12 protein-coding genes are annotated in these 15,870 nt (G+C 62.7%); 8 read left to right on the top strand and 4 right to left on the bottom strand.

Annotated features, from left to right (window positions below; translation table 11 throughout):
* The first annotated feature begins 73 nt into the window (after positions 1–73).
* From ACJO2E_RS17775 to ACJO2E_RS17760, 4 genes are all read left to right on the top strand, one after another.
* On the top strand, positions 74–1,768 hold the full coding sequence (locus tag ACJO2E_RS17775) for a SulP family inorganic anion transporter (RefSeq protein ID WP_406965627.1): 1,695 nt from the start codon (positions 74–76) through the stop codon (positions 1,766–1,768).
* Positions 1,769–1,896: 128 nt separating this feature from the next.
* Positions 1,897–3,447 carry an AMP-binding protein gene (locus ACJO2E_RS17770; RefSeq protein WP_406965626.1) on the top strand — a complete coding sequence of 517 codons (1,551 nt, stop codon included), beginning with the start codon at positions 1,897–1,899 and terminating at the stop codon, positions 3,445–3,447.
* A 15-nt stretch (positions 3,448–3,462) separates the two neighbouring features.
* Positions 3,463–4,647: an acyl-CoA dehydrogenase family protein gene (locus tag ACJO2E_RS17765; protein ID WP_406965625.1), complete on the top strand. Its 1,185-nt coding sequence runs from the start codon at positions 3,463–3,465 to the stop codon at positions 4,645–4,647.
* Positions 4,648–4,766: 119 nt separating this feature from the next.
* Positions 4,767–6,056, top strand: coding sequence for a porin (locus tag ACJO2E_RS17760; RefSeq protein WP_406965624.1), 1,290 nt, complete (start codon positions 4,767–4,769; stop codon positions 6,054–6,056).
* Between the two features lie 90 nt (positions 6,057–6,146).
* On the opposite strand, the gene codA is transcribed toward ACJO2E_RS17760, so the two are convergent.
* The 4 genes from codA to metE form a co-directional block, all read right to left on the bottom strand.
* On the bottom strand, positions 6,147–7,394 hold the full coding sequence (gene codA, locus ACJO2E_RS17755) for a cytosine deaminase (RefSeq protein WP_406965623.1): 1,248 nt from the start codon (positions 7,392–7,394) through the stop codon (positions 6,147–6,149).
* Positions 7,395–7,406: 12 nt separating this feature from the next.
* On the bottom strand, positions 7,407–8,102 hold the full coding sequence (locus ACJO2E_RS17750; RefSeq protein WP_406965622.1) for a PucR family transcriptional regulator: 696 nt from the start codon (positions 8,100–8,102) through the stop codon (positions 7,407–7,409).
* 3 nt (positions 8,103–8,105) lie between these two features.
* On the bottom strand, positions 8,106–9,389 hold the full coding sequence (gene codB / locus ACJO2E_RS17745; RefSeq protein WP_406965621.1) for a cytosine permease: 1,284 nt from the start codon (positions 9,387–9,389) through the stop codon (positions 8,106–8,108).
* Positions 9,390–9,689: 300 nt separating this feature from the next.
* Positions 9,690–11,966 carry a 5-methyltetrahydropteroyltriglutamate--homocysteine S-methyltransferase gene (metE, locus tag ACJO2E_RS17740; protein ID WP_406965620.1) on the bottom strand — a complete coding sequence of 759 codons (2,277 nt, stop codon included), beginning with the start codon at positions 11,964–11,966 and terminating at the stop codon, positions 9,690–9,692.
* Positions 11,967–12,068: 102 nt separating this feature from the next.
* Between metE and ACJO2E_RS17735 the strand changes: the two genes are divergently transcribed.
* The 4 genes from ACJO2E_RS17735 to ACJO2E_RS17720 all read left to right on the top strand — a co-directional run bounded on the left by ACJO2E_RS17735 (position 12,069) and on the right by ACJO2E_RS17720 (position 15,621).
* Positions 12,069–12,959, top strand: a complete 891-nt coding sequence (locus ACJO2E_RS17735) for a LysR family transcriptional regulator (RefSeq protein ID WP_406965618.1) — start codon at positions 12,069–12,071, stop codon at positions 12,957–12,959.
* 383 nt (positions 12,960–13,342) lie between these two features.
* Positions 13,343–13,903, top strand: a complete 561-nt coding sequence (locus tag ACJO2E_RS17730; RefSeq protein WP_406965617.1) for a PH domain-containing protein — start codon at positions 13,343–13,345, stop codon at positions 13,901–13,903.
* 178 nt (positions 13,904–14,081) lie between these two features.
* Positions 14,082–14,843: an SDR family oxidoreductase gene (locus tag ACJO2E_RS17725; protein WP_406965615.1), complete on the top strand. Its 762-nt coding sequence runs from the start codon at positions 14,082–14,084 to the stop codon at positions 14,841–14,843.
* A gap of 70 nt (positions 14,844–14,913) precedes the next feature.
* Positions 14,914–15,621: a dienelactone hydrolase family protein gene (locus ACJO2E_RS17720; protein ID WP_406965613.1), complete on the top strand. Its 708-nt coding sequence runs from the start codon at positions 14,914–14,916 to the stop codon at positions 15,619–15,621.
* Positions 15,622–15,870 lie beyond the last annotated feature (249 nt).

Raw genomic sequence — 15,870 nt, 5'->3', positions numbered from 1 at the left:
CGGGTGTCAACCGGTCGTTCACCAGAAAATGATCGCCACGCCCCCAACCCGACGCCACGACACCGGAGCTGACATGAACTGGACGTCACCGATCCTCGCGCGATTAAACCGGCTGCTGCCTTTCCTGGGCTGGGGCAGGCCATCGCGACAGCAGCTCCGGGCCGATGCCATTGCCGGTATCACCGTGGGCCTGGTGCTGATCCCCCAGGCCCTGGCCTACGCCCAGCTTGCCGGCATGCCGCCGGTTACCGGGCTCTATGCCGCTCTGCTACCGGGGATTGTCGGTGCCCTGTTCGGTTCGTCGTCCCTGTTGGCAGTAGGGCCAGTGGCGCTGACCAGCCTGCTGACCTTCGCGGCTCTGCAGCCTCTGGCCGAAGCCGGATCCGCCCAGTGGGTGGCCATGGCGGTGTGGCTGGCGATCTATTCCGGGCTGATGCAACTGGCCATGGGGGCCTTCCGGATGGGAGTGATCGCCAACCTGGTGTCGAACCCCGTGGTGCAGGGGTTTATCAACGCCGCCGCCATCATCATTATCGTGTCCCAGCTTCCCGCCCTGCTGGGATTCGGGGCGGGCGATGGCGGCTGGATCGCCCGGCTTGAGCACCAGTGGCAGTCCAACACCCCGGCACTGCTGGCAACCGCGGGCTTTGGCCTGGGCACCATGGTGTTCCTTGAGCTGTTCAAGCGTCTGTCACCCCGGCTGCCTGCGGTCATGATTGCCTGCCTGATCGGTATCGCAGTAAGTCTGTTGGCGGGGTTCGATGCGCTGGGGGGCGCCGTGATAGGCCATATCGGCGGCGGCCTGCCGGATCTCTCACTTCCCTTCACGCTGACCATGGACCAGCATCTGGCCCTGCTGGTGCCGGCCGCCATCATTGCGCTGATCAGCTTTACCGAAGCCATGTCCAGTTGCCGCACCATGTCCCGGATGACCGGCGAACCCTGGGACCGGAACCAGGAACTGATCGGCCAGGGGCTGGCCAAGATGGTCAGCGGGCTGAGCGGTGCCTTCCCGGTCAGTGGGTCCTTCTCCCGCACGGCCCTGAACGCCTACAGCGGCGCCCGCACCGCCTGGTCCACGATCGCCGCCTCACTGGTGGTGATGGTGGCCCTGTTCGGCTTCACCGGCATGCTCTACCACCTGCCCACGGCGGTGCTGGCCGCCATCATCATCGTGCCGGTGTTGCGGCTGATTGATATCCGCTCACTGCTCAGGCTGTGCCGGGACAACCCCAAGGATGGTGCCGTGGCGCTGGTGACCCTGGTGGTCACCCTGGCCACAGTGCCCAACCTGTACTGGGGAATACTGGCGGGGCTGGGGGCCTCGCTGCTGGCGTTCCTCCACCACCATGCCGCGCCGCGAATCATCGAGCTGGGCGTGCACGACACCGGCAGCTTCCGGGACCGCAGGCTCTACCGGCTACCACCGATCGCCGAGGGCGTTCTGGGAGTGCGCATGGACGCTTCCCTCACCTACCTGACCGCCCCCATGCTGGAGCGCTATATCCGTAAACGGGTGGGCGCCGACCCGGACCTGCGGCAGGTGCTGATCTCCGCGTCGTCGCTGAACCAGATCGACGCCACCGGCCTCGATACCCTCCGGGATATCTGGTCCATGCTGGAGTCCCGGGGCATCCAACTCTGCCTGTCCGGCCCCAAACTGCCAGTGCGGGAGGCGCTGGCGCGATCAGGCCTGGAGCAGCTGATCGGTCCCGATAACATCTTTGCCACCGATGCCCGGGCCATTGAGGTTCTGACTCGCGGTTAGAGTCCGAACCGGGATTTTAAATCATTTTTTATGATACCTGATCAACAAAAATAATATTTTTCTTGATCTCCTGCGATCGGCATCATCTGGGCACGACTCAGTGAAACGCCGAAACCAAGGAGACAACAATGAATCTCGGTCGATTTGTCAGTCGCAGCGCCCGCTATTGGTCGGACGCGCCTGCCGTTGCCGATTCCCGTGGCTCGATCACCTATTCCGAGCTGGACCAACGCTCAAGCCGGCTGGCCAATGCCCTGCTGGGACTCGGGCTCGAGCCCGGTGACCGGGTTGCCATGTACTCCGTCAACCGCAAGGAACTGGTGGAGATCGAGGTGGCCCTCTACAAGGCCGGTCTGGTCAAGGCGCCCCTGAACGCCCGCCTGTCCCTGGAAGAAGCTACCCATGTGCTCGAGGACGCCGACGCCCGTGTCCTGATTGTGGGCCCCGAGCATGCCGAAGCCATTCTCGACCAACAGGACTCCCTGCCCGCCATCGAACACATCGTCGTTATCGGTCAATCCGGCGACGAGCACTATGAGGGTCTGCTGGCCAAGGGCTCGGCGGTTTCTCCGGATATCGAGCTGGCCCCGGACGCCCCGGCAGTGCTCCATTACACCTCCGGCTCCTCCGGACGCCTCAAGGCCGCAGTACAGACCTTCGGCAACCGCATGGCCCTGTTGCGCAAATCCCTGATGCTGCCGGAAGCCCGCAGCAATGGGATTGAGAAAGTCGCCCACGTGGGGCCGGTCACCCATGCCAGTGGCATGCAGGTCATGCCGGTGCTGTTCAACGGCGGCTGCAACTACCTGATCGACCGGTTTGATATCGACTCACTACTGGCGACCATCGAGCGGGAGAAGATCACCCGGTTCTTTGCCGTGCCCACCATGATCTACCGCCTGCTGGACGCCTACCAGGGCGGCAAGTACGACCTGTCGAGCCTCAACCGCATCACCTACGGCGCCGCCCCCATGGCACCGGCCCGCCTGCGCGAGGCCATGGACGCCTTCGGCCCCATATTCATGCAGGGCTATGGCGCCGGTGAGACCACCTCAACCATCACCACCCTGCTCACCTCGGACCATGTCCGTGGCCTCGCCGACAAGCCGGAACTGCTGGCGTCCTGTGGCCGGGCGTTCGGTGAGTCCGACGTGATCATCGCCGACGACGACGGCAATCCGGTGGCCAAAGGCGAGCCGGGGGAAATCCTGGTACGCGGACCCGACGTCATGAAGGGCTACTGGCGGGCGCCGGACCTGACGGAGGAAGTGCTGAAGGATGGCTGGTACCACACCGGCGATGTGGCCACCGCGGACGAGGAAGGCTTCTTCTACATTATCGACCGCAAGAAGGACATGATCATTTCCGGCGGCTTCAACGTGTACCCGGCAGAGGTGGAGTCCGTGCTGTTCGACCACCCGGCAGTCTCCGAATGCTGCGTGGTGGGCGTGCCCGACAAGGAATGGGGCGAGAGCATCATGGCCCTGGTGGTCGCCAAACCGGGGGTTTCCGTCTCGGAAGACGAGCTGGGCACCTTCTGCGCTGATCGCCTGGCCCGATTCAAGAAGCCCCGGATCATCCGCTTTACCGAAGAGCTGCCCAAGAACCCCAACGGCAAGGTCGCCCGCCGCATGGTCAGGGAGAAGTACTGGCAGCAACAGGACCGTCAGGTCGGCTAATCACGGAGGCATCCCATGTTTATGACGTTTACCGGAAGCGAAAACGGCGAACAGGTACGCCGCGAAGCCCTGGCGTTTATCGAGGACTACCTGAAACCCCTGGAACGGGAACATGGCATTACCCACGAATCCGAGGTACCCATGGATCTGTTGCGCCAGATCTGGAAAGACTCCCGCGAAGCGGGGCTTTATGGCGCGCAACTGCCGGAGAAACTCGGCGGCCGGGGCCTGACCATCTACGACCAGTGCCTTCTGAAGGAAGACATCGTGTCGGCGGGCGCCGTACTCGGCGGCCATGTACTGGGGGAACTGGGGGGGCCGCCCCGGGTGGGGCACCTGTTCCAGTTTGCCAGTGAAGCGCAACTGGAGTCCCACTTCCTGCCGGTGATCCGGGCCGAACGTACCTGCTGCTTTGCCCTCACCGAACCCAACGCGGGCTCCGACGCCAGCCGGCTGGCCACCCAGGCGGTGAAGGATGGCGATGACTACATCCTCAACGGCCACAAGCGCTATATCTCCGGCGCGCCCTATTCGGATTTCGCCATCCTGATGGCGGTCACCGATCCGGACGCGGGCGCCAAGGGCGTGACCGCCTTCCTGGTGGACTTCAGCATGCCGGGCGTGTCCCTCAACAGTGACTACCTGCCGATCTCCGGCCAGCGCAGCCATGCCGACATTATCCTTGAGAACGTGCGGGTACCGGCCAGTCACATTGTCGGCGGACTGGGTCGCGGCTTCCTGCTGGGCATGTCCCGCATCAACGTCAACCGCCTGCTGCACTGCCCCACGATGCTGGGTCTGGCACGACAGGCACTGATGGAAGCGGCCACCTATGCCAGCGGCCGGGAGCAGTTCGGCACACCCATCGCCAGCTTCCAGGCCATCCAGCACATGCTGGCGGATATGGCCACGGAACTGCATGCGGCCCGCAGCATGATGCTGGATGTTGCCTCACGGCTCGACCGGGGCGAAGACACCCGGGAGGCCTCCGCCATGTGCAAGCTGTTCGCCTCCGAGCGCGCCTTCCAGATCGCCGACCGGGCGCTCCAGATCCATGGCGGTGTGGGCCTGATGAAAGGTAGCAAGGTTGAGTTTATCTTCCGCGCCCTGCGCATGTTCCGCATCGTCACCGGCACCAGCGAGATCCAGCGCAACACCATTGCCAAGGGGATGCTTAAGGAGCTGACCGGCAAGCAATAACCCGCTCTTCCCAACCCAACAACAAGTACCCCGGGGCCAGACGTGGCCTGGCCCCGGTCGGGCATCTTTTGCCCGGAAAAGAACGCCACGACATCAACAACAAGCACAACGGAGTAACCATGAAGCTACCTGTGACCAGACCCGCACTGAGCCTGCTGACCCTCGCGTGCAGCGGATTGATACTCGGCAACGCCCATGCCCAGACTCCCGATGACCTCCAGCAACTGAGGCAGCAGACCCAGGAACTGCAATCCCGGATCGAGGAACTGGAGGCGCAACGGAACAACCAGGCCAATGAAGCCCCCTCATCCGACGACGCATCATTCGAGTCAGCGGTAACGGAGATTGTTGAGGCGGTGCGCCCCGTGGAAATCTACGGCAACCTGCGCCTGTCCGTGGACTACGGCGAATCCGACGTATCCAGGTCCATGGAGAATGCCGGGCGGGGCCTGTCCTCCGGTGATTTCGGGCTGTCCGCCAACACCACGGTGATCGGCTTCCGCGGCGCCCATGACTTTGAACTGGGCGGCTCACCCTACGCACTGCTGTACCAGGTGGAGCAGAACTTCAACCCCGGCGTCAGCGAAGGGGACACGTTTGCCAACCGGGACACCTTTGGTGGTTTCAAGACACCCTATGGCCGATTCCGTGCCGGCCTTCTGAGTACGCCCTTCAAACTCACCGGGCTCCAGTTCACCAAGCTCACCACCACCGTCGCCGACCCCCACGCCATCCTCGGGGCCAGCTCTACAGCCGGTGGTCGCCTGGACCTTCGTGGCGGCAACTCGATCATGTGGGACCACAGGATCGGGGGCGTAAAACTCCGTCTGCAGTATGGGTTTGACCAGAACCGTGGCAGCTACGGCTCCAACAACGACACGCCGATTGCGGGCACCGAGGGCGTGCTGGACGACAACGACAACGACATGTACAGCGCCAGCGTTTCCTGGAAGAAAGGCGGCTTCGACATGGGCGCCGCCTACGTGAATTACACCTCCCTTTATGCGGGAAGCCGGATCGAAGGTTACCGGGCCGGTGCCAAGTACGAGTTTGGCAAAGCCGAGGTCGGGGGCATCTACGAGAACATCAAGGCCGACGATTACACGCCGCTGGACCGGGAGGGCTACGGCGCCTTTGCCACCTATGATGTGCTCCCCAGGCTGTCCGCGACGCTACAGTGGATGCACGCCGACGAGACGGATCTGGGCAACGACGGCGCTGATCAGGGCAGCATCATCCTGGCTTACGGCCTGACCCGACAGATCCAGCTCTACACCGGCTTCAGCAAGACCTTCAACGATGAGAACGCCCGTTACCGTACCGCCGATTATGCCCATGGCGATGTGGTCAATACCGTCCGGGGCGGCAACCCCAGCGCGGCGACCATTGGTATCAACACCCGCTTCTAGAAAGCCCTTTCAGCATCGACCGATTGAGGTGACCTCCTTTGCCCCGCCATGATGCGGGGCTTTTTTGTTCGCAGGCAAAGTGAAAGGTCACTATGACACCTGGCCCTGACTATCCCCGCGAAGCACCACCACCCGACCATCACGTACCGAGGCCTGCACCGGCTGCTGACCCACCAGTACCTCGTAGGGCGACTGCCCCTGCAACACCACGCAGCGGGCAGGCAGACCACTTTCAATGCCGTATTGCGACAGGTCCAGCGCCGCCGCGCCGTTGTCGGTGATCATTTCCAGGCAGTGATCGATACGCTCCATTCCCAGCATGTGGCAGGCATGCAGCCCCACATCCAGGGTCCGTAGCAGGTTGCCGTTGCCCAGCGGGTACCAGGGATCGCGGATCGAGTCCTGTCCAAAGGCGACTGTCAGGCCGGCATCCAGCAGTTCCGGCACCCGGGTGATGCCCCGGCGTTTCGGGTAGGTGTCGAACCGGCCCTGCAGGTGCAGGCTTTCCGTGGGCATGGACAGGAAGCGCAGCCCCGACTTTTTCAGCAATCGGAACAGCCGGCTGCAATAGGCGTCATCGTAGGAACCCATGGCGCAGGTGTGGCTGGCGGTGACGCGGGAGCCGTAATCCAGCCGTAGCGCTTCCGCGGCCAGTACCTCCAGGAACCGGGACTGGGGGTCGTCGATCTCATCGCAGTGCACATCCACCAGGCGGTCGTGCCTGTGGGCCAGCTCCACCAGCCAGCGGACGGATTCCACGCCATAGTCCCGGGTATGCTCGAAGTGCGGGATGCCACCCACCACATCGGCGCCCATCCGCACGGCTTCCTCCATCAGTTCCCGGCCGTTGCGGAACGACCAGATACCCTCCTGGGGGAAGGCGACGATCTGCAGGTCCACCAGGTCCGCCATACGCTCGCGCACCGCCAGCATGGCCTTGAGGGCGGTCAGTTGTGGATCGGTCACATCCACGTGGGTGCGCACGTACTGGATGCCATGGTCGGCGAACAGCTTCAGGGTCTGCTCGGCCCGGTTGATAACGTCTTCTTCGGTGAGCATGGCCTTGCGCTCGGCCCAGCATTCGATGCCCTCGAACAGGGTGCCGCTCTGGTTCCAGCGGGGCTCGCCCGCGGTCATGGCGGCATCCAGGTGGATATGGGGTTCCACAAACGGCGCCACCAACAGGTTGCCCCGGGCATCCAGCGCCTGGCCGGAGGCTTCCATCAAGGCGGTCTGGGGGGTGATTTCACCAAAGACATCGTTGTTGATGGCGATCTGGTGCAGGCCCTCGCGGCCCGGCAGACGGGCATTCACGATGGCATTCAGGGGTTCTTGCATAACCTCTCCGGTTCAGGATGTTGTGGAGCTGTCCGCCCACGTCAGCAAATGGGCCAGCAGTAAGGTTCGGAATTCCGCATGGGTCAGGCCGCCCGTCAGCCCGTGCATGCGGTTGCGTATGGTATTGCGGTGGCAGCCCAGTGCCTGGGCCATGGCCTGCTGGTTACCACCGTGGGTCAGCCAGGCATCCAGCAGGTCGCCGGCCCCGGGCAGGCCGTTGTCCGTTGCTGGCAGGTAGCGGTCCAGAAGCGGGTCCAGCTGGTCGCTGCCAATCCGGTCGGCAATGGCACCGGCCAGGGTATCGGCTGACGCCGGTTGCTCCAGGGCGACAATGGCCCGACTGACAGCTTCGGTCACCCGGACCATGGGCAAGGAATAGGGCTGCTCGAACACCGGGATCGACAACTCGTCCGCCAGCCGGCTCAGTATCGCCGGGAACTGACCGATATAGGCCTCCCCGGTGAGTACCACCATGCCGGCGATGCCGCACTGCCTGCCTTCGTAGAGACATTCCGCCAGATTCTCGGGGCTGCGATGGCGGCTGATACCGGTGACGAACACCAGCTCGCCGCCATCCACCCAGTCACGGAAGGAACGGTTCTCCGCCACATAGGGCCAGCGAATGACGTTCTCCGCCCCGGCCTGCCCGCCCCGCAGCCGAATGGCCTCAAGACCGGGCAGTGTCGGAATGTCCTGGCAGCGGAGCATGGCTCAGGCAGCGCCGGACGTCTGGGTGCGGCGCTGCCGGACCGAGTCGGTGGCCAGCAGCAGGATGGCATAGCTGCCCGCTGCCACCACCACCCCCACGATGGGGGCAATCCAGGGTGAGGTGTAAGCCGCCGCCGAACCAATGGCATAGGCGGCCAGGCCAGGCACGTTGAAGGCCGGGAGGGATACCTGATCCAGTGACGGGTACTCACGCCTGTAGCCCACGAAGTAGCTCGCCATGATAACGCCGCCAATGGGCGGAATGAAGGTGCCCAGCAACACCAGGAAGGGAATCAGCCACTCGTACATGCCCAGCACCGCCAGCACGGTACCGATGGCCGCGCCACCGACAGTGACCAGCTTGCGGCGGCGGGTGCGCAACAGGTTGCAGCCGGCCACGGCAAAGTTGTAGACGGTGTTGTCCTGGGTGGTCCACAGGTTCAGGAACAGCATCAGGATGCCCAGTGTGGCCAGCCCCTGGGCCACCATGATGTCGACAATGTCCGCCTGCTGGTACACCAGTGCACCGAACGCGCCGATCAGGGTCATCAGGCCATTGCCCAGGAAGAACGCCAACAGCGTGGCAATGACGGCGGTCTTGCCGGAGCGGGCAAACCGGGTCCAGTTGGTGGCCTGGGTACCGCCGCTGACAAAGGTGCCGAACACCAGGGTGATGGCAGCGGCCACGGTCATGTCCTCACTCGGGGTAATGGACATCAGCCCGGCCAGACCACCTGCATCGGACCCGGCGATAGTCATGCTCACCGCCACCAGTACGATCATGGCGGGTACCGCAAAACGCGAGAGCCATTCCAGCCCCCGGTAGCCGATAAAGGCGGTGACACAGAAGCCGAACCCGAACACCACCATCAGCGGCTTGGCCCAGTCCTCCGGCAGGCCGGTCAGTTTCACCAGCAGGATCGCCATGGTCGCCGTACCCCAGGCGTACCAGCCAATCTGGGTAAACCCGAGGATCACATCCGACAGCTTGCTGCCGATTTCGCCAAAGGTGAAGCGGCTCATCAGTGCGGTGTTGAGACCGCTGCGGGCGGCGATGTAGCCAAGGATGGCTGCGTAGATGCCCAGCAGCAGGTTACCGGCGCCGAGTACCAGCAGCATGGTGGGAAAGTCGAAAGCCACACCAACGCTGCCGCCCGCCCACATGGTGGCGGTAAAGAAGGTAAAGCCAAGCAGGACAAAGCCCATGGACCACAGGCTCTTGCGCTGGTCCAGGGGAACGGGGCTAAGCGGGTAGTCCTGCTCCTGGGGTGAGGGTTGTGAGGTCATTGCCATCTCCTGTCGTGAACATGTACACGGCGGTTCGCAATGTTTATGCCATAGCACCCCAGACAGGTTTGGCATGCCCCCGGCCGCACGAAGAGCTGTGCATACTGCACAATCACAAACCGTCAGATTAGGCCATCACACACTTTTTGCATGATTCCGGGGCAATTTCGGGTGATGGTTTCCAGTTTGGTGCACAGGCGCGCGGATCAGAATGCCAGACAACGGGCTGATGGGCGAGCGGGACAGGCAGGAAAAGCCTGCTGGTGGCGGGAACCACCAGCGGCGGACGTGGAGAATGGATCAGTGGACAGCGGATCGCAGTCTGCGGGCCGCCGACACCACGTTGGTCAGGGCCGGCACCACTTCCTCCCACTGGCGGGTCTTCAGGCCACAATCCGGGTTGATCCAGAGCCGGTCACGGGGGATGCGCTCGGCGGCCCTGGTCATCAGGGTGATGATGTGATCCTCCGCCGGGATGTTCGGCGAGTGGATGTCATAGACTCCAGGGCCAATCTCGTTGGGGTACTCGAACCGCTCGAACACATCCAGCAGTTCCATATCGGACCGGGACGTTTCGATGGTGATGACATCGGCATCCATCCTCGCAATGGATTCGATGATGTCGTTGAACTCCGAATAGCACATATGGGTGTGGATCTGGGTTTCGTCCTTCACGCCGTTGGCGCTGATCCGGAAGGCGCCCACCGCCCAGTCCAGGTAGTTTTCCCACTCCGAACACCTCAGCGGCAGGCCCTCCCGCAGGGCGGCCTCGTCGATCTGGATGATGTTCACGCCGGCGGCTTCCAGGTCCAGCACCTCCTGGCGTATCGCCAGGGCCAGTTGCCGGCAGCTCTCGCTACGGGGCTGGTCATCACGGACAAAGGACCAGTTGAGGATGGTCACCGGGCCGGTCAGCATGCCTTTCATGGGTTTGTCGGTGAGGGACTGGGCGTATCGGATCCATTCCACGGTCATGGCCTTCGGGCGGCTGATATCGCCAAACAGGATCGGCGGTTTCACACAGCGGGAGCCGTAGGACTGTACCCAGCCAAACCGGCTGAACACATAGCCCTCCAGCTGTTCGCCGAAATACTCCACCATGTCGTTGCGCTCGGCCTCGCCGTGGACCAGCACGTCCAGGCCCAGGGCTTCCTGTTCCCGCACGGCCCGTTCAATCTCCGCCTTCATGCGGGCTTCATACTCAACGGCATCAATTTCACCCTTTTTGAAGGCCAGGCGGTCCCTGCGGATGTCCTGGGTCTGGGGGAAGGAGCCGATGGTGGTGGTCGGGTACAGGGGCAGTTTCAGGTATTCGGACTGCTTTCGTGCACGCTCCGCATAGGGGCTGCGGCGCTGCTCCAGTTCCGGCGTAATCCGGCTGACCGCGTCCTTCACCGCCGGGTTATGGACCCGGGTGGAGCGATTGCGACGGTCCACGGACGCCTGGTTGTCGGCCAGCGCCCCGGCCACCGATTCACGCCCCTGGTTGAGGGCCTGGCCCAGCACCACCAGTTCATCCAGCTTCTGGGTAGCAAAGGCCAGCCAGTCGCGGATCTCGCCATCCATGCTGACCTCACTGTCCAGGTCCACCGGCACATGCAGCAGTGAGCAGGATGGCGCGATCCACAGCCGGTCGCCCAGCTTCTCCGCGATCGGCTCCAGCCAGTCGAGAGTGGCGTTCAGATCAGTCTTCCAGATGTTGCGACCGTTGATGGCGCCTACCGACAGCACCTTGTGGGTGGGCAGCCAGTCCACCACCTGGGCCACCTCCTCCCGGCCACGTACCGCATCCACATGCAGCCCCGCCACCGGCAGGTTGCAGGCCTGGTGCAGGTTTTCCTTCAGGGTACCGAAGTAGGTGGCCAGCAGCAGTTTGGGGCGGTTGGCCTTGAGGATGTGGTAGGCGCTCTCCAGGGCCTGCTTCCAGTCGCTGTCCAGTTCCGTGACCAGCACCGGTTCGTCAATCTGTACCCACTCGGCACCGGCCTCCGCCAGCGTTTCCAGCAACTGGCTGTACACCGGCAGCAGTTTTGGCAACAGGTCCAGGCGATGGGAGTTGTCCTTCTCCTTGCTCAGCCACAGGTAGGTCACCGGGCCGATGATCACCGGCTTGCCATTGACACCCTGCGCCCGGGCCTCTTCCAGTTGCCCCAGCAGGCGCTCCGGGTTCAGGGAGAAGTCGGTATCCGCCGTCACCTCCGGTACGATGTAGTGGTAGTTGGTGTCGAACCACTTGGTCATCTCGCCGGCATGCACGCCGCAGCCACAATCCTGGGCGGAGCGACCACGGGCCACGCGGAAATAGTTATCCAGCCCGGCGCCATCCAGTGCCGCCACCCGCTCGGGGATATGGCCCAGGGTAAAGCTCATGTCCAGCACCTGGTCATAGAGGGAGAAGTCCCCCACCGGCAGCAGGTCCAGGTTTTTCTGCAGGCGCCAGTTGGTGGCACGCAGCCGGCTGGCCACATCCAGCAGATCCTCTGCCGAGGCCTGGCCTTTCCAGTAACCCTCAAGGGCGAATTTCAGTTCACGTTTCGCGCCGATGCGCGGAAATCCAAGGTTATGTATCAGTGCCATGCGTGTTCCTCCCGATGATTGGTGGCCAGCCTAACCAAAAACACCCATGACGAATAATGGTATGATTTCATCCATCAATGACTAGAATTCATGGATTAACCAATGATTGAACGCATCCACCTGCGCATCCTCCGGGAGATCGAACGCCAGGGCTCCCTCACCGCCGCCGCGGACAGCCTGCACCTGACCCAGTCGGCCCTGAGCCACACCATCAAGAAGCTGGAACGCCAGGTGGGCACGCCCCTGTGGACCCGGGACGGTCGCCGCCTCCAACTGACCCAGGCCGGCCACTACCTGTTGCGGGAGGCCCGGCGGGTGCTGCCGCAACTGGAACGGATGGATGAGGTGCTGGAGCAGTATGCGTCAGGGGAAAAGGGCACTCTGCGCATCGGGATGGAGTGCCACCCCTGCTACCAGTGGCTGCTGAAGGTGGTGGAACCCTTCCTGGCCCGGTGGCCGGGGGTGGATGTGGACGTAAAGCAGGAATTCCAGTTCGGTGGCGTTGCGGCCCTGTTCAATCACGACATCGATATGCTGGTCACCCCGGACCCGATCCGCAAGGCCGGTATCGGCTTCGAGGCGGTGTTTCCCTATGAGCAGGTGCTGGTGGTAAGCCGGGACAATCCCCTGTCGCGGCTCAACCACGTGGAACCGTCGCAGCTATCGGACCAGGTGCTGTACACCTACCCGGTGGACACCGAGCGGCTGGATATCTACCAGCAGTTCCTGCTACCGGCCGAGTGCAGCCCGCGCCAGCACAAGACGGTGGAAGCCACGGAAATGATGCTGCAGATGGTGGCCGCCAACCGGGGTGTCGCCACCCTGCCCCAGTGGCTGGTGGCGGAGTATGCCGGGCAGCTACCCATCGCCCCGGTCAGGCTTGGCAGGCGGGGTATCCACAAGCATATCCACCTGGGTACGCGGGATACGGAGGAACAGCCTCTCTATACCAGGGCGTTCCATACCCTGGCCCTGGAGGCCGGTCACCATTGACCATCAGAACAGGGACCAACAGAACGGGTCCTCGGAGATGGGTCAATTTTCCCGGGGCCTGACATATTACTGTCACACAAAGCTGCCACTATGAAGCCTCACGAGATGCATTGTGCCATTGTGAATGGTTTTAGTGATTGTTGCCGGACTCCATTGGATGTCCGGCTTTTTTTTGCCTGTCACTTCCCGAATTCACTCTCGTTCACTTCACAGGACCGGACTGACGGTTACGATTGGTTACGCAGCCAAACCCTGCCAATATTTAATGTAGCAACATTTGGGTATAGAATAATCAGGTTGTGAGTTGCCAGGGAGGCCTTCTCCCCGGCACGCTACGCTGTGCCATCAATAACACAAAGACTTCAGCCTCAAGGAAGAAGCCAATGAATATTCGCGGACACTGGAGCGTTCTGCTGACGCCCCTCATTCCCATCGCCCTGGGCCTCTACCTGCTCAACCATTTCGGCGTAACACCCGGCCAGACCCTGGCCAAGATCCAGCATGTCATGAGCCGGCAGCCACCTTTTGAGTGGACCATTGTCATTGATATCGCCGTGTGGCTGGTGATCGGCTTCGGCATCGTGGTTATGACCGGTCGCATCGCCTGGCTGCTGACCACCCGGGTGGATGTGGAGAAGAACGGCATTGAGCACCGCACCGGGATTCTCCACCGATACACCTCGCGGATCCAGTTCAAGGACGCCGAATGCCTGTCTCTGTACCAGTCCTGGCTGGGCTACCTACTCGGTTACGGCACTGTCACCGTGCACGGAAGGGGCAGTGCCACGGTGGCGCTGAAGAATGTCTCCACCGCCCGTGACCTGATGCTGTATATCGACCAGCAGATGGCCAGGGCCGACGCAGCCGCCAGACCTGCAGCGCCGGCGGCTCCGGTATCCCGGCACACCAATGAGGCCAAGGACGACGTCGCCCTGGCCGGATAGCGCCCCCTCCTCTTCCCGCCGCTGCTGAAACCTGCGCCCTCCATCCGTCGGGCGCAGGTGTATAACCATTGCACGTCCTGAAGTGTTACGATCTTTCTCCCATAACGAAAAAGCCTGCCCCGATAAACCTGCCGTCCCTTCCAGACACACCTATCGGGCCAACAACAAGGAGAAGCACATGGATATCCAGAATCGTATCGTCGTCGTCACTGGTGCCGCCGGTGGCATTGGCAAGGCCCTCGCCATTCGCCTGGCCCAGGCCGGCGCCAAACTCGTGGTCTGCGCCGACCTGGATCAGCAGGGCGCCGAAGCCACGGCCGCCGAAATCAACGGCGTCGCCCGTCAGGTCAACGTAGCCTCCGAGGACGAGATCCGCTCCCTGATCGAGGACGTGGAAAACGAACACGGCCCCATCGACCTGTTCTGCTCGAACGCCGGCATCATGGTCAAGGGCGGCCCGGAAGCCGCCAACGAGGACTGGCAGAAGATCTGGGATATCAACGTGATGGCCCACGTCTACGCCGCCCGCCACCTGGCACCACGCATGAAAGAACGGGGCCACGGCTACTTCCTCAACACCGCTTCCGCCGCCGGGCTGCTGTCCCAGGTAGGTTCCGCGCCCTATTCGGTGACCAAGCACGCCGCCGTGGCCCTGGCCGAGTGGCTGGCCTTCACCTACGCCGATGACGGCATCAAGGTATCGGTGCTGTGCCCTCAGGCAGTACGCTCCGCCATGACCAAGGGCCACGAAGAAGGCGTCGCCAGCATGGACGGCATGCTGGAGCCGGAGCCGGTGGCGGATGCCTGCCTGAAAGCCATCGAGGAAGAAACCTTCCTGGTGCTGCCCCATGAGAATGTGCTGGGCTACTTCCGTAACAAGGCGGAGAACTACGACCGCTGGATCGGCGGCATGAAGAAGCTCAACCGGATCTACAAGTAAACCGCCCGCGACCGCCGGGACTGCCCGTGCATTCCCGGCGATCACCTGATCATCCCGACGGAGGCAGCCGATGAGCACACAGTGGATTAACGTCACCAATAGCGATGGCGACACCTTCGACGCCTACCTGGCCCTGCCACCCACCGGCGAAGGCCCCGGCCTGGTCCTGATACAGGAAATCTGGGGCGTGAACGCCCACATCCGCACCCTGGCCGAGCAATACGCCCTGGACGGATTCGTGGTGCTGGCCCCGGACGTATTCTGGCGGCAGGAAAGACGGGTAGACCTGCCCTACGACAAGCAGGGCAGTGAAAAGGCGTTCTCGCTGGTCAAGGCAACGGATGCCGAAAAGAACGGCGCCGACATGGCTGCCACCGTGGCGCACCTGCGCAACCTGGAGCAGGTCACCGGCAAGGTGGGCGTGATGGGCTTCTGCTTCGGTGGCCAACTGGCCTACCGGGCCGCCGCCACCGGCAAACCGGACGCCGCAGTCAGTTACTATGGCGGCGGTACCCACAATCACCTGGGCCTGGCCACCGACGTCCGCCAGCCCATCCTGTTCCACTTCGGCGCCGAGGACCCAATGATTCCTACCGAGGCCGTGGACAGCATCCGCCAGGCCCTTGCCCATAACGACCAGGCACAGTTCCATGTCTACCCCGGCGCCGACCATGGCTTCAACTGCTGGGGACGACCGTCCTACCACCAGAAAGCCGCGGCACTGGCCCACGGACGTACCCTGGAATTCCTGGCGACGCACCTGTCACTGGGTGCCTGACTTTCCCCAAAGGTCGCATAAACAGTATTTCAGGAACCAAACTTGACAACCCAGTCAGGTTCCATCTTTAATGCCATGGAGCTTCCGGACGTGATTCAGGAATCCGTCCGGATCGCGTCTTGCTGTGTTCAAAAAAACAGCCGTCACAGATATCGGAAATATCCGGTATAGCCAATAATAAAAACACCCCACGGCCCGTGTAGTTGGACAACCAATAGCCGGGCAAACAATAGTGGGGCAGACAGGGTG

Origin of the sequence: Marinobacter shunpengi (assembly GCF_045449695.1) — a bacterium.
In the GTDB taxonomy this organism is placed as follows: domain Bacteria; phylum Pseudomonadota; class Gammaproteobacteria; order Pseudomonadales; family Oleiphilaceae; genus Marinobacter.
Note: the sequence above shows the minus strand (reverse complement) of the source record. Positions and strands in the feature narration are given on the sequence as shown.